Below are 22819 nucleotides of genomic sequence, written 5' to 3'. Positions count from 1 at the left end.
GTTCTCTGATCGTAAAAGTGGCAGGGACTGACGGTGCAATCTGCGTGTCCGCGTCACTGATCGCTCGATCAGACCGGTGCATAGGCCTGCAGCCGCCAGCCATCCTCATCTCGACCCAGGATGTAGGTGACTTTGAGCGATCTCGGCGCAGTGCTGTTCACCACCGTTCCAGCTGCGTTCAGCGTTTGATCGCTGTAGTCGACATCCGCACGCAACTCAATGCGCTGGGGAGTTCGGCTGATGACCCTCATAAAGTCGATGGTGGCCTCAACCTTCTGTGTCAGACCCTCTGACTGATCAGCAGATCTCTGCTGGCGCACCTGGTTGATCAGCCTTGTTCTGGCAATGGGTTGGAGACGTTCGTCCGCTGAGCCATCACCGCGCAAAACCATCGCTTTGCGATCCAGCCAGGCCTGCAGCAAGGCCTCCAGCTGGGCTTCGGAGGGACGCTCGGAACGCAGCACGGGATCAGCGTCAGACTGAGCAGCTGAAGCAGGCTCCTGCTCGGACGCTTCGGTGGAGTTGTCAGCAGAGCCCGGCTGTTGCCCAGCTGGAGGCAGCTGATCCACGGGTGCATCAATCGATGGTTCACCGGCCAGCTGGGGCTGCTCGGCATCGCGGCGAAGACCAACCACGCTGAAAACCCCGATCACCAGCACCACAGCCAGGAACACCCCGGATCCGATCCAGGTCGAACGACTGGGCTGTGGCAACTCCGGCCATTGCAACTGCGGGAATTGCAACTGCGGCATAGACGGCAGTGTTGGGCGAGGCAATGACGGCCAGACGAAACCTCCTCCAGGCGCATCGTCGCTGTCCTCTGGGGCATCGATTGGAGACTCGGAATCCAGCAAAGGCAGCGGAAGTGTTCCATCGGGATCCACCGTCAGAGGAGACAAGTCGCCGAAAGACCAGTCCCTTGGTTGCGCCTGACGCTCCAACCTCTCGACGTAAGCCTGCACATCGCGATCAGCAAACCAAGCCTCCAAATCAATGGCTTCGGCATCCACATCCCGATAGCCGGGCAGCACATCTCGTCCGAGCCAAGTGCGGCAGTAGTCACAGAGCGCAGCCAAGGCATCGCCAGGATGCGCTGTCAACCAGGTCTTGAGAGCAGGATCAGGACTGCTTGCAAAATGACGCTCGGCCCGATCCACATCGCCAAGAAGCAGATCGAGACATCCCAGTAGCGGCTGGGTGTCGAGGCCATCAAGACTCAGTTCCTCCAAACGGGTGCGGGCGTCCTGAACCCGTTCAGGCTTGCGCTGGGAAAAACCTGCAGCAGCAAGAGCCATCACCACCAGGAAGGACGCATCGGCGGAGCCGGCGTCCTGCAGGCGTCCGTACAGATCCACCTGCTCCTGCACAGTCAGGAAGCGGCGAATCTGCTGAAAAAACAACTCAAAGGCTCCCTGATCCATGCCGGCGGGCAGATCAGCTGTCTCCAGCCCCTCGAGAGCACGACCTTCGAGTCCACCACGATCGCTGATGAAGCTCTCCAACATCGTCAATCCTTCATGACGCGCCGATTGCTCAGCCAGATCACGACTGAGCAGATCCAGGATTCGGAATGGACGAAGCCTGGAGAGATCGGTTTCCAGCACCTGCCTCTGCTCGGGAAGCTTGCCCATCCGCTGAAGCAGCTGCATCCCCTCTTGCAGAAGGTTGGCCGCTGACTCGTAGCGGCGCTGCTCCTGGTCCTGATCGGCAGCGTCGCGTACTGCTAGAGCCGCCAGCAAGGCCAGATCCGACTCCCTGCCACTGCCCAGCGCAGGAGCTTGAGGCGGCTGCAAGGCCTGGCGGGCTAACTGGAAAGCCTCATGGGGCGCATGCGCTTCCCACAGGAGCATCAGTCCGGCCACCTCCAAGTTGGAGGACAGTTCCAGACCAGCCGTGTCGCCCGGATGGTCCTGACCGAGTTCCAGCAGCGTGGCTTCGTACTGGCCACGGCGTTCAGGGTCCGTGAGCAGGTCTGCTGATAAGCGGAGCAGCTCAGCTCTTTGATTGAGCGACTCATGGGTGAACCCCTGATCGGGACAGCGATCCAGGCGCAACTGAAGTGTGCGTAACACGGCCTCAGGTTCCGCCGTCGGACTAACCCCCAGCAGACGGAAATGGTCGATGGGCAGGTCCACCAGCGTTGCAGCTATTGGCTGCAGACTGTAGGCAGTGTCTGGGGTTTTGCCCATCGATCCGCCATGGACCCTTAAAGTCTGTGGTCAAACAGGTGGTGCCATGGGTCAGGACATCGCAATCGGCACAGAGTCACGCAGCGCCTCCTCCGCCGACGGACAGTCATTGCTTGGGGCCCATGCAGAGCGGCTCTCAACCCTGGTGACAGCCCAAAGGGCCACCGTGGACAAGGAAACCGGCCTGGCTCTGTTTCGCGACATGACCCTCGGCCGTCGCTTCGAGGACAAGTGCGCGGAGATGTACTACCGCGGCAAGATGTTTGGCTTCGTGCACCTCTACAACGGTCAGGAGGCTGTGAGCACTGGTGTGATCGGTGCCATGAAGCGACAACACGACTGGTTCTGCAGCACCTATCGCGATCACGTTCATGCCCTGAGTGCCGGCGTTCCCGCCCGAGAGGTGATGAGCGAACTGTTCGGCAAGGAAACCGGTTGCAGCAAAGGACGCGGTGGCTCGATGCACCTGTTCTCCAGAGAACACCACCTGCTGGGCGGTTTTGCCTTCATCGGCGAAGGCATTCCAGTCGCCCTCGGCGCGGCATTCACCAGCCGCTACAAGCGGGATGCCCTTGGTGACCCCAGCAGCAATTCAGTGACAGCTGCCTTCTTCGGAGATGGCACCTGCAACAACGGGCAGTTCTTTGAGTGCCTGAACATGGCGCAGCTCTGGAAGCTGCCGATCATTTTTGTGGTCGAAAACAACAAATGGGCCATCGGCATGGCCCACGACCGTGCCACCAGCGATCCAGAGATCTGGCGTAAGGCCGGTGCTTTCGGCATGGCCGGAGAAGAGGTCGACGGCATGGACGTTCTGGCCGTTCGGGCCGCCGCCCAGAGGGCCGTTGAACGGGCCCGGGCTGGTGAAGGACCAACGGTTTTGGAGTGCCTGACCTACCGATTCCGAGGCCATTCACTGGCTGACCCTGATGAACTGCGTGCCGAAGAAGAAAAACAGTTCTGGGCCAAACGCGATCCACTCAAAGCGCTTGAACGCGACCTCGTCGGCTCCGGCCTGACCAGCAGCGAGGACCTGCGGGCGATCGAGAAGGAAATCGATGGCATCGTGCAGGACTGTGTCGACTTCGCCCTCAGTGCACCCGAACCTGATGGATCTGAGCTGACGCGGTACATCTGGGCTGAAGACTGACATCAAGCTGATCAGAGCCCATGCAAACGGGCCTGATCAGCTGCCGCCCTGAAAACCAGGGCGTGCCGCTTCACCAAGGGCGTCATGGCGTCGTATCCACCGCCAATCACAGTGGCCACAGGAATCTTGCGGCGCAGACAGGCATCCAACACCAGATGATCCCTTTGCAGCAGGCCGACATCCGTTAAGGCCAGTCGTCCCAGACGATCATCGCGATGGGGATCAACACCGGCGTTGTACAGCACGATCTGCGGATTCAACCGGTCCAGCAGATCAGGCAGATGGTCGCCAATCAAGGCGAGGTACTCCTGATCCTCCACCCCATCGCTGATCGGCAGGTCGAGATCGCTGCTCTGCTTACGCGCAGGGAAATTAGACGCAGCATGCGCTGAAAAGGTGAACACCCGTGGCTCGTGTTGAAAGATCAGCGCAGTGGCATCGCCCTGGTGCACATCGAGATCCACCACCATGATCTGCGTGAGGCCTTCCTGCTCCAGCAACGTGCGCGCACAGATCGCCAGATCATTGAAGATGCAGAACCCACTGCCGTAAGCAGGAAAGGCGTGGTGCGTCCCACCCGCGAGGTGGCAGGCCAGACCATGCTTCAAAGCCAGTTGGGCAGTCAGCAACGAACCGCCAACGGCAAGAAACGTGCGCTGCACTAAAGGCGTGGTGACAGGGAGTCCGATACGCCGCTGAGCCTGACGATCCAGCCGGTCCCTGGCAAACGCTTCGTGATAGTCACGGTCATGAACCAGTTCCAGCAAACGACGAGGAACTGGAAGTGGTCGATGCATCTGAACATCACTGGCCAGCCCTGTCTCCCTGAGACAACTGTCGAGCTGGCGAAACTTCGCCATCGGGAACCGATGACTACTGGGTAGCGGGGCGCTGTAAACCTCGTGATAAACGAGTGGTGGTTTCAACGATTCAAAGGGCTACTCACCTCTGAACAATCAGAAGCTGGGTGCAACGCGGCGAGTCAAGTTACGCAGTTTGCGCAATGCCTTGAGCTCCACCTGACGAACACGCTCTCGCGAGACCTCAAGCAGACGACCGATTTCGGCCAGTGTGTGCCGCTCATGGCCGTTCAAGCCGAAACGCAGCGTGAGAACGTGCTGCTCCTGATCACTGAGATGACTCATCCAGCGCCCGAGCTGTTCGTGATGAATCCGCTGCTCCACCTTGTCAAGCGGCTCTCCCAATGAAGCATCAGCAATGAGATCGCCCAGGAAGCTGCGACCTTCCTCCCCATTCACGGGTGCATCCAGGCTGCTGGTTGTGAGCGACTGCCTCAACAGCGAATCGAGCTCTGCAACCGGCATATCCATCGCCTCGGCAATCTCGAGTCGACTGGGCATCGCACCGAGCTTGTGGGCGAGATCAAGGCTCACCTTGCGAATCGTGGTGAGGCGCTCACTCAGATGCACTGGCAAGCGGATGGTGCGCGATTGACAAGCAATGGCGCGCGTCATGCTCTGGCGAATCCACCAGAAGGCATAAGTCGAAAATTTGTAACCACGGGTGGGGTCAAACTTCTCAACAGCACGCTCAAGGCCGAGGGAACCCTCCTGAATCAGATCGAGGAGTTCAAGACCTTTTCCCTGATATTTCTTGGCAACACTGACAACCAAACGCAGATTGGCTTTCATCATCCGCTGCTTGGCACGCAGGCCCACACGGATCATGCGCTTCTGCTTGTTTGAAAACGTCTCACTGTCAGATGAAATCGTTCCATCCTCGGTGAGTTGCATCAGTTGCTGCACCTGATTGCCCAGCTCAATCTCCTCAGCTGGAGTCAGCAATGGAATCCTGCCAATCGTGGCGAGGTACCAACTGATCGGATCGCTACTTCGTCGTTTTTGGGTTTCTGAAACCCCTGCTGCCGCGGAGACCATGGGGAAGAATATTTTCGTTGAGTGACTTTCCTATGAATTTCACGATCAGCGATGTGTTTTCAGCAACCCTTCAGATTCGTGCGTGGAAAACGACACAAAACCCAGCGAATCGTGTAAAAAATGCAAAAAAGTCAACCTCAATTGCAGATCAAGTCAAGATCGCAACATGAAACGCGTGAGACTCGCTAATTGATCTGAAATCGCCATTGCACCACTGCTTTGATCGCATCGCCGAGCTGCAACGGCGTGCATCAAGGCAGATGCGGCAAGGTCTTCGAAACTGAGGTTTCCCTTAGCTGCCAGACAGCGGGCACCCCAGCCAGTGGCGTGACCAGCCAGAAGATCACCCAGGCCGGTACGAGCCACCTGAGGATCAGTGTCTGTGAGCTGCCTCAAGTCGCCGCCAGGAGAAGCAATCACGCTGTGAGCACCCTTCAGCAGCACCACGGCCCCCGAGTAATCCGCCGCTGCCGCGGCCTTCTGCAGCGGAGAGTCCTGCAGGCATTCAGGGAACAAGCGCTCAAATTCACTGCCGTGGGGCGTGATCCAGGTCGGTCCGGAGCGTTTCAACAACCAGCGCCAACCACCCTCAGCAGCGGCTAGCTGATTGAGGCCATCAGCATCAATCACCAGCAGGCCGGCGAAGTCCAACAGGGGCTCCGCCCATCGCTGCCAGCACCCCTGCACCATTCCCAGACCCGGCCCGAGCAAGACGGCATCCAGGCGAGCCAGATCACACGGCGCCAAAGCCTCTCCCCATTCCAGCGATCCTTGGTGATCCGACGAGAGACCCGCCCTCAGAACCACCTCAGGCGCCTGCTGCCAGAGATGCTCTGCGACGCTTTCGGGAACACAGGCCTCAACACTGCCGGCACCAGAGGCCAGGGCGCCACGCAGCGCCAGGTGGGCTGCACCTCGATAGCGCTCACTGCCGGCAATGAGCAACAAACGCCCCCGCTGATATTTCATCGCCGCCGGCAACTCCGGTGGACGCGGAAGTCCAGCAAGATCATCAGCCCGCAGGCGCAGCTCCGCCGGTGATGACAGCGACTCAGTGAGCCGCACAGGCACAGCCAGATCAATGCGGTGCAGGTGGCCCACATGCTCTAAAGCCGCGTCCTGAATGAGTCCACGCTTGATCAATCCCACGCAGAGAGTGTGCGCAGCAATCGCGGCGCCGCCTTGCATGGGGCAGCCAGAATCAGAGTCCAGGCCCGCGGGAAGATCCAGGCTCACCAAACGCCCTGGCGCCTCACACTGTCTGCGTTGGAGCAGATCAGCCAGATCGCCAGGCAATGGCCGTTTCTGACCCAGACCAAAGAGTGCCTCGATCCAGAGCCCCTGTTCAGCAGGGTCAGGAGACGACTGCAAGGGAGCAGCGCCAAGCCAAAGCAAATGGCGCCAATGCTCCTCAGTGAGGGGCTGACGCAGAGGTAAGGGCGCCCAAACCCTCACATCCACATTTGCCTCCAGCAACTTGCGAGCCACCACCAGCCCGTCTCCGCCGTTGTGGCCTGGTCCCACCAGCACAAGCACGCCGGAATCCAGTAATGGCCGACGCGCCAGAAACCAGTCAGCCATGCGCTGGCCCACCGTTTCCATCAGAGCCGCAACCGGCAGACCGCTGGCCAGCCACTGCCGCTCCAGAGTGAGCATCTGATCAGCGGAGACCAAGAGATGGTCGGCATCAGCGGGTGGCCAGATCACTACCGGGGCCCATGGCACCTCACTATGGAAAGAGAATCCCGTTGATGCCCGCCCATCCATGTCGGCAACGACGCCCAGCATTGCCGCCACGTCAGCCGGTGCCCAGGCCCTGGAGCGTCTGCAGACCTGGCCAGGTGAGCACCGAGTAGCGGTGGGCCTATCTGGTGGAGTCGACAGCTCTCTCACCGCTGCCTTGATGGTGGAGGCAGGCTGGGAGGTTGAAGGGCTCACGCTCTGGCTGATGAGCGGCAAAGGCGCCTGTTGCGCCGAAGGCCTTGTGGATGCGGCAGGAATCTGCGAGCAACTGGGCGTCCCCCATCACATCGTCGATTCGCGCGACAACTTCGCGCGCGAAATTGTGGAAGGCTTGATCGAGGGCTATCAGGCTGGAATCACACCCCTGCCCTGTTCGCGCTGTAACCGGTCGGTGAAATTCGGCCCGATGCTCGACTGGGCACGGCAGGAACGGGGACTTGAACGGGTTGCCACCGGCCATTACGCGCGCATACGCCTGGATGAGTCCACAGGACGCTGGAAACTTTTAAGGGGTCTGGACACCCGCAAGGATCAGAGCTACTTCCTCTACGACCTCAACCAGGATGTGCTCTCCCGGGTGGTGTTTCCACTGGGCGAACTCACCAAACCCGATACCCGACTGGAAGCGGGCCGCCATGGACTGCGCACTGCGGAGAAGCCGGAGAGTCAGGACCTCTGCCTTGCGGATCATCACGGCTCCATGCGTGCGTTCCTCGACGCCTATCTGCCACCGCGACAGGGAGAAATCGTGCTTCAGGACGGCACGATTGTGGGCCATCACGATGGCATCGAGCACTTCACCATTGGCCAGCGCAAGGGACTGGGTGTGGCATGGAGCGAACCTCTGCATGTCGTGCGCCTGGATGCGGCGATGAATCGTGTGGTGGTGGCGCCCCGAGCTGAGGCAGGTCGAGCCTGTTGTGAGGTGGGAGCCATTAATTGGGTCTCGATCGCACCGCCGGCTGCAGGCTTCAGCCGCAGAGTGGAAGTGCAGGTTCGTTACCGCAGCGGCCCGGTGATGGCCGATCTCACCTGCATCGAGGCCACAGATGCCGACATCGCTGGACAACGTCCCCATCGTTGCCGACTGAGATTCGACGAGCCTCAGTTCTCGATCACTCCTGGCCAGGCGGCGGTGTTCTACGAAGGCGAGTCCGTGCTGGGAGGGGGCCTGATCCAGACCTCGTCTTAAGCAGAGCACCGAACGCGACCAGGACCATCACCCAGAGCGGCCACTCACGCCAGACCGCATACAGGGTCATGCCTTGCACTGATTCCACCCGAACCGGCAGCAGCCCCGGGAGCATGGCAGGCAGTTTTGCCTCAACGAGTCCGCGATCGGCAATCAGAGCCGTGGGGCCTGTATTGGCAACCGAAACGAGGGGCCGGGCGGTCTCCAGGCTGCGCAGTTGTGCCAGTGCCAGGAACTGCCGCTGCAAGAGCAGTGGATAAGGGTCGAGATTGGCTGCTGCCAGGATCCATTGCGCGCCATTCGCCACCGCCTCGGCCAGAGCGGTTCCATTGCTGATCTCGTAACAGATGGCCACCGCCGCGGGTGGGCCGCCCCAGCTCCAGAGCCTGGAGGGCTCACCGGACTGCAGGCCTCCAACTGCCGACAAGCCGGCAAGACCGGGCAAGGAGGGAGCCCATTCCCCCAGCGGCACCAGGCGATGCTTATCGATGCTGCTGGACGGCCCTGTTGTCTCTGATGTCATCAGCAGGAGCGAGCTGCGCTGCTGGCCCGCCACGAAACGGAAGCCACCACTGATCAGGGGAATTCCGCCACCATGTTCCAGCCCAAACTTCACGGGGAGCGTGCCCTCAGGAGCGAGCAGCAGTTGGGCCCCGTCTCGGTCGGCGCTCTCCATGGCCTCACGCAATCGCCAGGGCAGCTCTGTCTGTCGACGAACGCTGAACTTCTCACGGGTGGGAATCGCCGTTTGCCACAGGGCCATTGGCAACACCTCGTCGTCCTTCGTGCCCTGAGCAACTCCCGTGATGGCCACGGCACCAAGACCATGGGCAACCACCAGGCCAAGAACACCCCAGCGCAGAAGCCGCCAGCGCTGCTCTGCTTCAACGCGAACCCCGCACCACAACTGCCAGAGCCACCAGCCCAGCAGCAGCTGAACAACGGCCAGTCCTCCGGCACCGAACCAACCGGCCAGACCTGCAAGCCAGCGATCAGCTGGAAGAACGCTGCCACCAACACCAATCCAAAAGAGCGGCCCCCTGGCGAGAAGCGTCTCGCTCAGGCCCCAGACCAGGGACAAAATCAAGGCCTGCAGAAAGCCGCCGCGACCAGGCAGCCAGCGCGCCAACAGACTCCATCCCGCCACAAGCAGTGCTGCAGACAGAACACAGGCCAACCAGACCAGCAGGGCAAGGGGAAGACTCAGGGGTGCCGGCACTCCCAGCCAGGTCAACGGATGCAAGGCAATCAACCAGCGATGGCTGATGGCAATCGCCACTGCAGCCCAGAGCGCCGCAGCCAGAGGTGATCGAACGACCGACCACAGCAACGCCAGGGCAGGGACCATCCACCACGGGCCTGAAAAACACAGGCCGAGTCCTGCCAGAGCTCCTCCGCTCAGTCCCCTGAGCAAGGACAGGGATCGGTCATTGCCCATGGTCAGCACCATTGGATGCCGTCATCCTGAATTCAGACTGACTGCGATTCTCGATGGAGACCGCCAACCCTCTTCAGCAGCTGTTGCTCCGAGGTCTCGGAACCACCACCCTGGTGGCTGACCGTCTCCGTTACGTGACCCAGGAATGGGTGAGCAGTGGACGCCTCGATGCAACTCATGCCTCCGCACTTGTGGATGACGTGCTGAAGGCTTTGCGAGGTGAAACACCGGAACTGGAGCAGCAGATGGGGCGCAACCTCGAACGCAACCGCGACAACTTGCTCCAAGATCTCGGTCTCGCCAGCCAGAAGGAGCTCGATGAATTGCGCGGTCGTATCGACCGACTCGAGCAACAGCTGCGCCAACGCGATCGACAGGAGTGAGCCCTGCCAGAATCAGCAGGAACGAACGGACCTCCAGTGCGCGACATTCTGATCAGTTCTGCTGTCTGCGTGGCCTGCCTGATCGTGGCTCTCGTCAGTCAGATCGTGGCTCCTTCCACCGTGATCGCAGCAGCTCCGGCAGCGCAAGCTGCCATCGTTCAGACCGCTGGTCTGAACAGCGCATCCAGTCCGATGGAACTGGATCCCGATGAGACCAATCCCACTCTTTTCGCCATGGCCCCCGATTCCAACCAAGCCGACGCCTCGGCACTCGGAGGCCCCATGAGCGCCGATAAAACCCAGATCCTGGCCAGCGGCCTGCGCATCACCGACATCGAGGTCGGCAGCGGCCCTGAAGCCGTCGCCGGTCAGACCGTTGTGGTGCACTACCGAGGAACGCTCGAGAACGGCAAACAATTCGATGCCAGCTATGACCGCGGTAAGCCCTTCACGTTCCCCCTGGGACGCGGCCAAGTGATTAAAGGTTGGGATGAAGGTGTCCAGGGCATGAAAGTGGGAGGCAAGCGCAAGCTGGTGATCCCACCTGAGCTCGGTTACGGCACCCGAGGGGCCGGCGGCGTCATTCCGCCGAACGCAACGCTGATTTTTGATGTCGAGCTGCTCGACATCAAGTCTTGAGCGCCAGTTAGGCTGAGCGGACGGCAGTTGACCATCAACCCACATGTTCCGCTCGGCACTCTCAGCCATCTTTCGCGCACTACCTGCTGAAGCAGCACAAGCCCACTGCGATGGTCCTTGTGGGGTCTACGACCCTGCTTCAGCGCGTGTTGCAGCGGAAGCTGTTCTCTCAATGACCAAAAAGCTCAAGGCCATCGAAGCGCCTGCAGCAGGCGACGCGTCAGCTCTCGCGCATTACAACAACACGTTTTCGCGCTACGTGGCGATCAAGGAAGAGGAAGCAACCAAGGCCAAGAAAGAGCTGATGATCCTCTGGACGGACTACTTCAAGCCCGATCACCTCGCCACGTTCCCCGACCTGCACGACACCTTCTGGAAAGCAGCAAAACTCTGCAGCGCCTGCAAGGTCAACATCGATCAGGGCAAGGCAGAGGAGCTGATGGCAGCCGTTGAAAAAATCCATGGCATGTTCTGGCAGTCCAAAGGCCGCAACGACGCCTGGGTCACCGCCTCCAGAGTGCATCACCTACTGGGTGAACCACTGTGAACACTCCACTTCCAGCAGCGGGTCTAAAGGATCTGCTGCTGTTTTTTTTGGGGCGACGCAGGCTGTTCCAGGTGGAGGGAGACTCGATGCTCCCCGCTCTTCAACCCAAGCAACGGATGCTGGTGAAGCTGCGGCCCCATGACGGCAGATCGCCATCACCGGGGACCGTTGTGGTCTGCCATCACCCAAGCGACCTCAATCTGGTGATCACAAAGCGCGTCTGGCAGTCGAACGATGGCTGGCTAGAGCTCAGAGGCGATAATCCAACAGCCAACACAGACAGCCGCCAGTTTGGGCAGGTGGCCTTGGAGCAAGTGATCGGTGAAGTGACTGCTGTGATCCCACCGACAGGTCGGTCCAGCGAAGGGACCTGACTCAGCCGGACATCAACGTGCGCAGACCCTGCTCCACATCCTGCTGACGCATCAAGGCTTCACCTACCAACACCGCAGCAGCACCTGCGGCCTGAACGCGATCGAGATCAGCTCGAGCGAACAGACCCGACTCACTCACCAGCAGCGCGCCCTGGGCTTTGAGTTCGTCTGCAAACTGTTCGGCCAGTTGCTCTGTGGTGGAGAGGTCGGTCTCAAAACTGGTGAGATCCCTGTTGTTGACTCCAATCAATGGGAAACCGCCAAGAGCCAGAACCCGCTGCAGTTCTTGCGCGTCGTGCACTTCCACCAGAACCGTGAGTCCGATCGCCGCGGCTACTTTGCGCAGATACGACAGATCCTGATCCGAAAGAATTCCAGCGATTAACAGTGCTGCATCAGCACCGGCCGCACGCGCCTGATAGAGCTGATGTGGACTGAGGATGAAGTCTTTGCAGAGCAAAGGCACATCCACGGCCTCGCGGACGGCGACCAGCACATCGAAACCACCCTGGAAAAAGGTCTTGTCCGTCAACACGGACAGGCAGCTGGCACCACCGGACACATAAGAACGTGCGATCGCAACGGGATCGAAATCCTCACGGATCACACCCTTACTGGGACTGGCCTTTTTAACCTCAGCGATCACAGCCGGCAGAACAGGTGCCGATCGCAACGTGGCCAGAAAATCTCTTGCCTTGGGGAGTTCAGCAACACGTGCTTTCAGCTGCGCCAAGGGCATGCGCTGACGCGCGACTTCAATTTCCTTGTCTTTCTCCCAGACGATCTTTTCGAGGATGTTGCGGGGCTCACTCTCCTCATGAGGGATGGCATATTCGAGATGAGCTACCTGAACCTTGGGATTGGGTGGACGGCGACGAAACTCCATAGCGGCAAACGTGGGAGGTGATCAGGCAGCGGCGGTGAGAGAAGCGGCAGCCTGCTTGTAGGCCACTTCAACCACTTCGCTGAGGGTCGGATGAGTGTGCACTTCGGTGGCCAGCTGACGCACACTCTGACGACGGGCCACCGCATTGGAGACCTCCTGAATCAGGTCAGCGGCATGCAGTCCATAGATATGGGCACCAAGCACCTCACCAGTGACCTTGTTAAAAAGCAATTTCATCAGGCCATCACTTTCCAGTTCAGCCAGAGCCTTGGAATTGGCCTTGAAATAGCTGCGAACCACGCCGAGCTCGAACCCCTGATCAGCAGACTGCTGCTTGGCATCGGCTTCGCTCAGCCCCACTGAGCTGATTTCAGGGTGCGTAAACGTGGCTGCAGGAATACTGCGGTAGTCGATCTCACGGGTGTGGCCGAGGATATTGTCGACAGCCACCGTGCCCTGAGCAGCGGCGGTATGGGCCAGCATCAGCTTGCCGGTCACATCGCCGACAGCCCAGAGGTGGGGTACGGGCTGACCGCCAGAGAGCACTCGCATGCCGTCGTCGATGGGCACAAATCCGCGGTTGGTTTCAACACCCAAGGCCTCAAGGTTGAGACCTTTGCTGCTCGGCACCCTGCCCGTAGCAACCAGCACCGCATCAACCTCCAGAGTCTCAACGGGTTCACGGGTCTGCATATCAACCAGTTCGATCACTGCGGGGGAACCAGGCTTGATCGACTTGGCCAGAACGCCTGAACGGGCATCGATGTCACGACCGTCGATCAGCTTGCGCGCAGCAAGCTTGGCGATATCTGGATCGAAGGTGGGCATCACCCGATCTAGGGCCTCAATCATGGTCACCTCACATCCGAGCGCGGTGTAAACATCGGCGAATTCCAGGCCGATGTATCCACTACCGATGATGGCGATCCAGCGTGGAAGCCATTCCAGGTTCACGGCCTCATCACTGGTAAACACACTGCGTCCATCCGTCTCGATACCAGGCGGAACAAAGGGATCAGAACCGGTGGCGAGGATCACATCACGAGCCGAGAGAACCCTGTCGACACCGCTGATTTCACGGACTCCCACCCTCTGTGGGGCATCCAGGCGTCCCTGACCACGGATGATCGTGACACCAGCCCTCTCAAGCGTCTTGGTGAGGTTGCTGCGGATCGTGGCCACCAGTTCATTGGCGTGATCAGCGATCTTTTGGCGCTCAAAGCGAACAGGTGCCGCGTGGATACCAAAGCTGGAGAGATGCTTGGCATCGGCAAGCTCTCGCACCCGGCCGGAGGCTGCCAACAGGGCTTTAGACGGAACACAGCCACGATTCACGCAGGTCCCGCCCATATCGCGAGACTCGATGATCGCCACCTTCAGTCCGTGATCAGCGGCATGTTTGGCCGCATCGAAACCGCCATAACCGGCACCGATCACGATCACATCGAAGTCGAAACTGGCGTCGCTCACCCGGACAGCTGCAAGGAGGCCGTCATTGTCGCCCGTCGACGTTCCAAAAGGAGAGGAACGGCTGCTGAGGCGACATTGAGAGACTCAACCTGACTGCTGTGGGGAAGCGTGACCCCATGGCTGCAGCAGGCCTGCAGGGCTGGATGAAGACCTGCTGCCTCATTACCGAGCACCAACACGGTGGGACGGCACCAGTCCAGCTGCCAGTAAGGAATCACCGGCATCCCAGTTCCTGAGTCAGGCACCAGCGCCGCCACCACCTGAAGACCACGATCACGGGCTGCGCTGAGCTTGTCGGTCAACTGCTCGACACCAACCACATCCGTAGGCCCCAACCGTCTGAGCGGTAGTCGCAGCACTGCTCCAACGGCTGAGCGCACCACTTTCGGAGCCAAGGGGTCAGCACCTGCAGCAAGCCAGACCTCCTCAACATCGGCAGCCAGCGCGGTGCGCAGCAAGGTGCCGACGTTGCCGGGATCCTGCACACGATCAAGGGCCAACACAAACGATGGGGCTTCTGCAGACTCCGGTAGCTGGTCGACAGGCCAGAGACAGGCCACCCCATCGGGGTTGACCGTGGAGAGAGCTGCTCTGAGGGCTTCATCAGCCATCGGCTGCAGATCGATGTCAGCCGCCGAGAGATCGATCAGATCCGCATGAGAGTCCAGCCAGGCTGGCGTCGCAATCACCTTGATTGGCATGGTCGGCCGACGCGGCAAAGACAGCAGCTCTTGCAGTTGATGCGTGCCTTCGAGCAGAAGATGTCCGTCCTGCTGACGCCCTGAGGACGCCGCCAGAGAGCGAAGACGCCGAACAAGAGGATTGCGACGACTGGTGATCAGATCGACGCCGGAATCCTGAAGCTGATTCACCTCAGAAACTGGCATGCTTCCGGACTTTCAACCCATTGTGGAGAATGAGTTCGGCTCCTTCTATATCAACACCGTTAACGGAGGCAATCTCACCCTTGATCCCCTCAGCTGAAAGGTTCTCCACCAGCTTCTTGATGACCTGGTCTTCAACAGCGGCCTGATCGACGTTGTCAGGAGTCAGCGCTTCCAGAAACTTGCCAACTTTGGACGCCACAACCTCTGATGAGTTGGAGATCTTCAGAACAATCATGGATAGGGGTGTAAGCCTGTTGGCAACAAGATAGTTTGAACAGGAAGATTTTAACGCTTGGCAAATTGCAGCTGTAACCTCCGTGTCATGTAGACATCAACGTAGGGGAAAACCGTTTCAAAGCAGAATCTAAGCCGAGTCTACGAAGCAGATGCATTTGCAGTTGATCCCGCAGATGCAAAATTCAACTTTCAGGAGGCGCCTTAGAAATTGATGCAAAAAAGCCTCAAGAGCGCTCATCCCAAACTGAAGAAGTTGCAAAAGTTATTCAGCCCGTTACATCAAGCTGCTAAAAATGGTGCCAAGCAAAGGCACCGATATCTATCGAGGGCATCCTTCGTGAATGTTGCCCTACGCAAGCAAATGATTAAGCTTGGGCTCGGCCTTGACACGACTGTAGACACATCGAGAATTCGTTAAAACCAATATGGATTGGAATAGCTGAACTACTTATTAATACCACAACAAGTTATATAGACTATTGAGAAAATGGCAGACCAGGATATTAGAGCTATTACAAGTCCATGAGCGATTGAGAATGGCACTGCTTATTCGCTTAAACCCTGAGGCCACAAGTGCGACTTGGCAAAATGATGCTTGAGCACTAAAATAAAATATTTAGCGAACACGAGCGGGTCACTCTTGAGATTAACGAACTAATGAAAGCTGAGTACCGCAACCACTGGTGGGGAGCGTGACTCATGCATGCAAAACAACTAGGCAACTGAACCAATGCAGGACTGAAAATGATCCCAGCAAATTGCGGCGGATCTTTTATTCAAAACCTCTAAAGACAGCAATCAATCATTAAACAAATGACAGACATGGGAAACGCAATAACGATCACCGCCGCATGCCTAGCGGGATCAATAATAATTTGGATGGCGGAAAAGAATAGAGAAAAGAATTTTAACTACACACTAGTCCCCTTTGGAGCTCTTTGGATTGCATCAAACTGCGCATTCATAGCCATACCAGCCATTGCAAAATCAATATATGGAGTCAGTCCATTCCATTCAAGATCACTGGCAAACCTATCCTTGGGAAGGCAAACAGAAGCAATCTCAATAGGAATAATACTATTTAGTATTGGGATATTCACCTACAGCAAGGCAATAGTCAAGACAGTAAGAAAAGACAACCAGAAACATATTTCAAAAAGAATCAAGCGAACCAGGATACAAATCAAGAATGCTGCTCGCACTCACGCCAACGAACTTGGCTTCATAGCTATCAGCACATCAATAGCAGGTATTTTTTTTGAGGCTCATACAAGATTCAGTTCATATTTACAGGAAGGAATAATCTCAAAAGCAATTACTGCAAGCATGATCAGAGAAGTGAGTTCAAATGCGTTCGTTTTTGCTTCCATTGCAGCACTCACCCACAGCCACGAAAATTCTGGCAAAAAAGAAAAAATTACAACCACATTGTTTCTCTTTCTGATTTTATGTATCGACGTCAAAACTGGCAGTCGCAGCATTCTGCTAGCTCATCTCAGCTGCCTGTTCTGCGGAGCAGTAATATTTAAAAAATTTAAAAAAAATCAAATACTTAAGATATCAGCAATAGCGCTTTGTACGCTTCTTATCCTGATACCAGCCGGCGAAACACTAAGAATCGCTAGATCAAAAGCAACATTTTTCAGAGACGATCCAATCTATGGTATAAAAACAATAGCAGCATCAACCGATTTCAGAGTAAATGTAGAATCATTAGTCACTCATAACAGAAGAAACGAGTTTTCCGACGCAGCATTTTTAGATCAATCAACTTGCAAAGAACTGCTTAGAAGTGAAAAGTATAGTCAAGCCAATAGAGAAAGTCGAGAAAGCAAAGAAATTGAAAGGTGTATAGATCATGCCGAGTCCAATATAGGATTTCATGATATATGGGAAACAAAGACTAACTCCAATGATGGCGGAGTTTCACAAATAAGCGATAAAAATAGATGGAACAAAAACATTTTACTTCTTGGATTTTCGCAAACAGAAATATCCAAAGGGGAGACGCTTAATTTATATGCTGATTTATTTCAACGTGGTAGCTTACAAGCAGTTGGGCTATGGTTTTTGTTGATGGGAATAAGTGCTAAGGCACTAGAAAGCCTCATAACAAATGCAACCTGCAGAGTACCTCCTATTTATGGGTATATGCTTGCTTCAACTCCCTTATTTATATTGAATGGTTCAGCCAGCTACAATACTGAATTTTTTATTTTTGGCTTTCCAAAATTAATCATCAAACTCATTGCAATATCAGTAGTAACAGCAGGAATTACCATTTTCCTAAAAAAGCTGGTCTTAAAACTTGACAATCAAGCCTGAGAACCAGAGTATGTATCGGCAATGTTATATTGCTATGGATATGCAGCTCACTTGCACAGGACCAATGAAAAACTCAAACTAATTGAAGTTGACATAACAATGAAAAGATCGAGATCAAACTCAGAGGCCAGAAGCAAAAAGGTGGCTATTTTGTGTACTCATCCAGTTCAATATTTTGCTCCATTTTTTAGGGAGCTAGGGGAATTATCTAAAATCGAAAGCAAGGTATTTTTTGGATGCCTACATGGCGCACAAGGGAAATCGTATGATCCAGATTTTGGCATAAGCATTAAGTGGGATTGCAATATACTTGAAGGCTACCAATGGTATACATCATCCAGAAAAAGCTTGACTGACTTAAATCAAATTGGCTCTCTTGGATTAGCAATTAAAACATGCCTGCAAATTATTAAATACGATCCAGATTATGTTTTTATTTTTGCATATTCACCCTTCTATATCGCAGCCTGTTCATTAATGCTTATTTTAGCGAAAAAGAAAATACTATTACGAGCTGATACATCAGATAGCGCTCTCCAAAGAAGCAAACCCAAAGGCCTTGCAAGAGATATAATACTAAGCTTTTATTATAAATTTGTATATCACTTTTTCCCTATAGGCAGTGAGTCGTATGACCACTACATAAGGCTAGGAGTATGCCCCCAAAAGTTAAGCACTGCAGTCTATGCGGTAGACAAAAAAGTTATCAAGCCGATAAAGAATTTGACTTACAAGAATGATATGCAGTACGACAGAAAAGACATTATAAATATTGGCTTTGTAGGAAAATTTACTCCAGTGAAAGACCCGCTAACGATAATTGAAGCGATAACGCATCTATCAATAAAAGAAAGAAATATGATCCGTATTAAAACTGCAGGAACAGGGCCTTTGTTCAGTGAGTTCATGAGCCAATGCAAGAAAGCTTGCATACAATGTCAAAGCGAAGGGTTTCTTAATCAAACAGAAATGCCTGCTTTCTATCAATTGATTGACCTACTTATTTTGCCTTCAGTACAAGGTGAGGTGTGGGGTCTTGTAGTGAACGAAGCACTAAGCCAAGGGGTTAAAGTAATAGTGAGCGATAACGTTGGATGTCGTCATGACCTGGTCTCATCTAGTTCCGCTGGATGGGTCTTTCCAGCTGGACAAAGCAGAATGCTTGCAGCAAAACTTAAAGAGGCATTAGCAATGTGGCCTTGGACAAAAAGAAATCAACCAACACCATTCATATCAGATCTGACAACAGCAGTTTTGGATATCATCCAGTGAAATTACTAGTTGTTAGTACACATCCAATCCAATACGTATCTCCACAACTAAGACTGATCAGCAAGTCAGTTGACACCAAAGTATTATATATCAGCCCTCAGAATGCATTTAAACAAAAAGCGAGTAAAGCTATAGATCCTGGGTTTGGTGTAGAGCTTGAATGGGATAATCAAATTCTAAAAGGTTTTGACTATGAGTTTTTAACGGATAAGCCACTAACGAAGGTCGAAGGATTGAGAGGGCTTTCTCATTTGCCGAGACTACTCAAAAAAATAAATACATACACGCCCAGTGCTATCCTATTCTTTAACCACGCACCTGCATTAACACTTCTAGCAGGAATTATATGCGGCTGGACCGGTAAGAATATATTTATCAGAACAGAAGCCACGGACCAGGTTAAACAAAGGAACTGGCTTATAAGTTTCTTCAGAGATCTTCTTCTTCGTTCTCTATATAGCAAGTCAAAGTGCATTTTCCCAATCACATCGCATGGCAGAATTCATTGTGAAAAAAGGGGGGTTAAATGCAATAGGCTTCAAATAGTCAATTACTCTCCTGACACAAATTTACTGCAACATGAGTCCAAAAAATATCACAAGTACAGAACAGAATTAAGGCAATTGCTAGGCATTAACTATGATGCAATGGTTTTCATCTATGCAGGCAGATACAGTAAAGAAAAAGATATTTTCTGCATACCAAAAGCATTTTGCAACTGCCAAGAACTACAAGAAAATAACGTTCATTTTATTAGTGTTGGCGCTGGTCCGCTCGAGAGAGAGTGGTTAAGACGAATGAATCAAGTACTGGGGCACAATTTTCATCATCTGGGATTCATGAATCAGTCAAAAATTTGCCAAGCATATGCAGCAAGTGATACACTAATTTTGCCCTCTAACGATAAGGAAACATGGGGCTTAGTAATTAACGAAGCTTTGGCAATGAGGTGCAATGTTGTAGCGTCTAGTCTCGCTGGCTGCGTTAAAGATTTAAGCGAATTAGGGGCACCTATTAAAAGCTTTAGCCCTGGTTCATATACACAATTGAGATCTTGCCTGCTCGCGGCAAAGAGAGGAAAAAACTCTCAGGCGTTATTTGATATATCACTTCTACCTAAAACAGAGGACTTCCCAAACATTCTCATAGAAAGAATCAAACATTTGTAGCAAGATGAAAAGCCTATTCTCTTGGTTCAGAGACTTAAATACTTCTATTGTTAACTTAACCACAGTAATTTTCAACTCTGCACAAAGCATTTTATTTCTTGGCTTGGTTGGAAGAAGCTGGTCCCCATCACTTTTAGGTGAACTTCTCGCTATTGAAGCTGGAATTAATTTATTACTGGCATTTCCAAGCATTCTTGCAGATATAGCTGGATATGAATTACTCAAGGAGCCAGACAAAAGAACTCGAAATGAGATTTACTTGTCATCAGCCAAAGCCTCACTTTACATTAGTTTATTACTGATTTTATTAGTGCCTTTGCTATTGATTCAAAAACATTCAATCAATAATTGGATAATTGTTATCTATGCGTCTATACGGCTAATAATTAGTCCAATAACTGGAGCAATGAGTAAAAGACTATTTAGCGACAGTCAACTGAACTTAAGTTTTGTATTGGGAGCACTTGATCAAAGTTTTCTTTTTCTTCCTGCATATTTGTCCATTCTTTTAGGGAAAAGTCTAGGTGTAGCCTTGGTGATTGCTAGCTTCATCAGAATTCTTCAAGGATTACTTCAGTTTGCACTGCTTACAAGACTATTTCCTCAGAAGCAAATCTGGAAAGCAAATGAGATCTCTGATTGGACTAGTAAAAAGCTACTTAGCCGAACCTTAATACTTTGTCCATCTCAACTTCCTACTCCTGTCCTGCAAAATAGTATCTCACTAGTCATGGCAACATTAGTGAGTCAATCAGCCTTGGCAATATTTAGCACTCATCGAACTGCTGCAGGATTTTTGGGTCAATTCAGCAATGCATTAATGGAACCTAAATACCCCGAAATGTTACGCTCGAAGGATAAAATTGCATCTTGCTGGAGAGTATCTAAAAATACGCAGACATACATAGTCTTACTGATACCAGCAATGGTTTTTTCATTCCCAATAGTTTATCCAGCATGGATGGGAAAACAATATCCTTTGGATATGCTGCTTTTTATTTGTCTACTGTTAGTTCAGTTCTTGCGACAATTACAACAACCCATAGCGACTTTACTGAGGTCTCTGAATCAATTAGTGCCAAGCCTTATAGATAACTGGATCCCTCTCATGGTAGTGTGGTCATTGTTAGCAATACTTGAGCCAAACACGCCTATAGGCTTCTCTTTGATTCTGCTTACTTCAGAAGTTACCATGCTTATTTGCAGAGTCAAATATATAAGTACATCCTCAATTTTTCAGCTCTAACAATAAACTTTATGTCCTACTTTGCTGAAAACTGGCTGTCACTATTATATATTTTAGTAAGCGTCAGCGCCAACATAGGATTTTACTTTTCCTGGAAAAACAAAACATCTTTCTTAGGTAAAGCTGTTAGAAACAGTAGGCTACTTCCAGTTATCGTCGCTATTCAAATTCACTGGCTCTTATTCTTTGGTCCAATCAATATTTTCCCTATATTCATAAAGAGTGATCACCAGAATCTTTACCCATGGGTCATTGATAAATTATTTTTTGCACAGGGGATGCTGGCCGGAATTATTGGGTATATTTCATTATTAGCATTTTTATTGATAATTAGCTTGGCTTTGTGGAAGATAAAGTCAAATCAAATTCGAGTTTCATTGTTTGAAGGAAAAGAAGAAAATTATCCGCCCTTAGCTCTCATTGGCGTCAGTGCTTTGATACTGGGACTAGCCATTTGGATATCTCCAGTAATAGGAACAATAACTGCTAACGATGGGGCGTGGTACAAAACAATCCCGCCGATAATACGTTGGTTCGGTAAAGGTATATTTTTAGTTGAAGCATGTCCACTGATCTTTTCAGGTTGGAAAAATATTGAAGGAATCGCCCAATCCAAAAGCACTAGAAAAAACTTTAAAATTTTTACTATAGTTGCGATACTTCAGTTATTGGCATTTCTTGCGCTTAGGCAACGATTTTTGAGCTTACTTGCGGTGACTTTTTACGGATCTATCCTATTGGCAAAATTCAGAAATAAGAGGATTGTTTTGATCTTAGTTTTATTACTTTTTGTTGGTTATTCTATTCCTTCAGGGCTAAGATACACAAGACTTTCTCCAAGTCAATTTGAGAGCAAATCTGATTACTTCCTAGGGTCAGCTCATGCTTTTCTAACTGGTATACAACCCCATAATTTGTTTTCCTCGGCAGTAGCTGACCTCTCTTATAATAAAGCGGGTGCTGCAGCATTGTCTGTGCCCCTTGGTATTCAGAATAGAAATCCAAGCTGGCATAATTTTAACTGGATATTAGTCGAATTTTACAAACCTCTTCCAGGCTTCCTAAAGCCTTATTTTAAAGCCTGGGGTGATCAACGCTCTGAAAAATTAATTGGTGATTGGTTAGCAGTAGGGAAAAATGGAAAAAACATCCCAGGAGTTTCCAAGTCAGTTCAGGATAATTGGGTAATCGACATGATGGAAACACCTTTTTTAGAGCCCTTAGTTGCAGGAGGGTTTTCTGGAATTATCTTTTTCAATATTATTTTTGCGATGTTCATTATGTTAATATGGACAGGAACTTTGTTTTTAACGTCAACATATCCTTTTTTGTGGCCATTGCCAGCAGGTATTTTATTCGTCATTGGAACTGGTGCATCATGGATCGGAGATATTTTGACCCTTTTCAAGGTCATACTTCCTTGGATAATTGTAAGCTTTGCGCTCAATTTTCTAACAACAAAGCTAAGTGAATATAAGTCAAAACAAAACCTTAGCGGAAACATTTTATAGACTGGATTTTGGGATAAATTTATGATGGGATACGTGGATATCAGCCAGTCAATCCGCCCCCTTTGCTTTACCGCCTGGGTAAAAATAGGACCTGGTATGGGTCATTCAGCACCATCAGGTGGGGCGTAGTCCCGGGATTGCCTGGGGGCAGATCCTCCCACTAGCCTGCATCACTAGATGACAGGAACTGAGATCTGATTGAGGCCTTTGAGTATCAATCATTAGGTGTGTTACGAATCCGTATCTGTATTTACGCCCAGCTT

20 protein-coding genes are annotated in these 22819 nt (G+C 52.7%); 11 read left to right on the top strand and 9 right to left on the bottom strand.

The window, feature by feature from the left end; translation table 11 throughout:
- Positions 1–68: 68 nt before the first annotated feature.
- The gene (locus SynMITS9220_RS03475; RefSeq protein ID WP_186990745.1) at positions 69–2189 is read right to left on the bottom strand and encodes an ARC6/PARC6 family protein; all 2121 of its coding nucleotides are present in this window, start codon (positions 2187–2189) and stop codon (positions 69–71) included.
- Positions 2190–2235: 46 nt separating this feature from the next.
- Between SynMITS9220_RS03475 and pdhA the strand changes: the two genes are divergently transcribed.
- Positions 2236–3339 (top strand): pyruvate dehydrogenase (acetyl-transferring) E1 component subunit alpha, encoded by a 1104-nt coding sequence (gene pdhA / locus SynMITS9220_RS03470; protein WP_186990744.1) that lies wholly within the window; start codon positions 2236–2238, stop codon positions 3337–3339.
- An 11-nt stretch (positions 3340–3350) separates the two neighbouring features.
- On the opposite strand, the gene SynMITS9220_RS03465 is transcribed toward pdhA, so the two are convergent.
- The 3 genes from SynMITS9220_RS03465 to SynMITS9220_RS03455 form a co-directional block, all read right to left on the bottom strand.
- Positions 3351–4265 carry a histone deacetylase gene (locus SynMITS9220_RS03465; protein ID WP_186990742.1) on the bottom strand — a complete coding sequence of 305 codons (915 nt, stop codon included), beginning with the start codon at positions 4263–4265 and terminating at the stop codon, positions 3351–3353.
- 30 nt (positions 4266–4295) lie between these two features.
- Positions 4296–5237 carry an RpoD/SigA family RNA polymerase sigma factor gene (locus SynMITS9220_RS03460; RefSeq protein ID WP_067094243.1) on the bottom strand — a complete coding sequence of 314 codons (942 nt, stop codon included), beginning with the start codon at positions 5235–5237 and terminating at the stop codon, positions 4296–4298.
- A gap of 153 nt (positions 5238–5390) precedes the next feature.
- Entirely contained in the window at positions 5391–7025 is a 1635-nt protein-coding gene (locus SynMITS9220_RS03455) for an NAD(P)H-hydrate dehydratase (RefSeq protein WP_370594389.1), read from the bottom strand.
- Between SynMITS9220_RS03455 and mnmA the strand changes: the two genes are divergently transcribed.
- The gene (mnmA, locus tag SynMITS9220_RS03450) at positions 7003–8172 is read left to right on the top strand and encodes a tRNA 2-thiouridine(34) synthase MnmA (RefSeq protein ID WP_186990739.1); all 1170 of its coding nucleotides are present in this window, start codon (positions 7003–7005) and stop codon (positions 8170–8172) included. The two genes, SynMITS9220_RS03455 and mnmA, sit on opposite strands and share 23 nt — an antisense overlap.
- On the opposite strand, the gene SynMITS9220_RS03445 is transcribed toward mnmA, so the two are convergent.
- Entirely contained in the window at positions 8096–9610 is a 1515-nt protein-coding gene (locus SynMITS9220_RS03445; RefSeq protein WP_186991819.1) for an apolipoprotein N-acyltransferase, read from the bottom strand. The genes mnmA and SynMITS9220_RS03445 overlap by 77 nt on opposite strands.
- Before the next feature lie 53 nt (positions 9611–9663).
- Between SynMITS9220_RS03445 and SynMITS9220_RS03440 the strand changes: the two genes are divergently transcribed.
- From SynMITS9220_RS03440 to sodX, 4 genes are read left to right on the top strand one after another with little or no spacing between them, the layout of a single operon-like run.
- Positions 9664–9993 carry a phasin family protein gene (locus tag SynMITS9220_RS03440; RefSeq protein ID WP_066906872.1) on the top strand — a complete coding sequence of 110 codons (330 nt, stop codon included), beginning with the start codon at positions 9664–9666 and terminating at the stop codon, positions 9991–9993.
- 36 nt (positions 9994–10029) lie between these two features.
- Positions 10030–10632 (top strand): FKBP-type peptidyl-prolyl cis-trans isomerase, encoded by a 603-nt coding sequence (locus tag SynMITS9220_RS03435; RefSeq protein ID WP_186990737.1) that lies wholly within the window; start codon positions 10030–10032, stop codon positions 10630–10632.
- Between the two features lie 43 nt (positions 10633–10675).
- Positions 10676–11179: a superoxide dismutase, Ni gene (sodN, locus tag SynMITS9220_RS03430; RefSeq protein WP_186990735.1), complete on the top strand. Its 504-nt coding sequence runs from the start codon at positions 10676–10678 to the stop codon at positions 11177–11179.
- Positions 11176–11553, top strand: a complete 378-nt coding sequence (sodX, locus tag SynMITS9220_RS03425) for a nickel-type superoxide dismutase maturation protease (RefSeq protein WP_255483204.1) — start codon at positions 11176–11178, stop codon at positions 11551–11553. Before sodN ends, sodX begins: the two co-directional genes overlap by 4 nt.
- A 1-nt stretch (position 11554) precedes the next feature.
- Here sodX and trpC read toward each other — a convergent pair whose 3' ends face one another.
- The 4 genes from trpC to SynMITS9220_RS03405 are packed head-to-tail and all read right to left on the bottom strand — an operon-like array spanning position 11555 to position 15031.
- The gene (gene trpC, locus SynMITS9220_RS03420; RefSeq protein ID WP_186990733.1) at positions 11555–12439 is read right to left on the bottom strand and encodes an indole-3-glycerol phosphate synthase TrpC; all 885 of its coding nucleotides are present in this window, start codon (positions 12437–12439) and stop codon (positions 11555–11557) included.
- 21 nt (positions 12440–12460) lie between these two features.
- Positions 12461–13909 carry a dihydrolipoyl dehydrogenase gene (lpdA, locus tag SynMITS9220_RS03415; protein WP_186990731.1) on the bottom strand — a complete coding sequence of 483 codons (1449 nt, stop codon included), beginning with the start codon at positions 13907–13909 and terminating at the stop codon, positions 12461–12463.
- A complete protein-coding gene (locus SynMITS9220_RS03410; protein WP_186990729.1) occupies positions 13906–14796 on the bottom strand; it encodes an RNA methyltransferase in 891 nt (296 codons plus the stop codon). The genes lpdA and SynMITS9220_RS03410 overlap by 4 nt, the downstream gene beginning before the upstream one ends.
- Positions 14783–15031 carry a hypothetical protein gene (locus SynMITS9220_RS03405; protein ID WP_186990727.1) on the bottom strand — a complete coding sequence of 83 codons (249 nt, stop codon included), beginning with the start codon at positions 15029–15031 and terminating at the stop codon, positions 14783–14785. The genes SynMITS9220_RS03410 and SynMITS9220_RS03405 overlap by 14 nt, the downstream gene beginning before the upstream one ends.
- 881 nt (positions 15032–15912) lie before the next feature.
- Here SynMITS9220_RS03405 and SynMITS9220_RS03400 point away from each other — a divergent pair.
- From SynMITS9220_RS03400 to SynMITS9220_RS03380, 5 genes are read left to right on the top strand one after another with little or no spacing between them, the layout of a single operon-like run.
- Positions 15913–17358, top strand: a complete 1446-nt coding sequence (locus SynMITS9220_RS03400) for an oligosaccharide repeat unit polymerase (protein WP_186990725.1) — start codon at positions 15913–15915, stop codon at positions 17356–17358.
- A 51-nt stretch (positions 17359–17409) separates the two neighbouring features.
- Entirely contained in the window at positions 17410–18630 is a 1221-nt protein-coding gene (locus SynMITS9220_RS03395) for a glycosyltransferase family 4 protein (RefSeq protein WP_186990723.1), read from the top strand.
- Positions 18627–19799 carry a glycosyltransferase gene (locus SynMITS9220_RS03390; protein ID WP_186990721.1) on the top strand — a complete coding sequence of 391 codons (1173 nt, stop codon included), beginning with the start codon at positions 18627–18629 and terminating at the stop codon, positions 19797–19799. Before SynMITS9220_RS03395 ends, SynMITS9220_RS03390 begins: the two co-directional genes overlap by 4 nt.
- A 4-nt stretch (positions 19800–19803) precedes the next feature.
- Positions 19804–21045, top strand: coding sequence for a hypothetical protein (locus SynMITS9220_RS03385; RefSeq protein WP_186990719.1), 1242 nt, complete (start codon positions 19804–19806; stop codon positions 21043–21045).
- 11 nt (positions 21046–21056) lie between these two features.
- On the top strand, positions 21057–22556 hold the full coding sequence (locus SynMITS9220_RS03380; protein WP_186990717.1) for a hypothetical protein: 1500 nt from the start codon (positions 21057–21059) through the stop codon (positions 22554–22556).
- Positions 22557–22819 lie beyond the last annotated feature (263 nt).

Origin of the sequence: Synechococcus sp. MIT S9220 (assembly GCF_014304815.1) — a bacterium.
Classification (GTDB): domain Bacteria; phylum Cyanobacteriota; class Cyanobacteriia; order PCC-6307; family Cyanobiaceae; genus Synechococcus_C.
The sequence above is the reverse complement of the archived record's forward strand: the minus strand, read 5'-3'. Positions and strand labels throughout refer to the sequence as shown.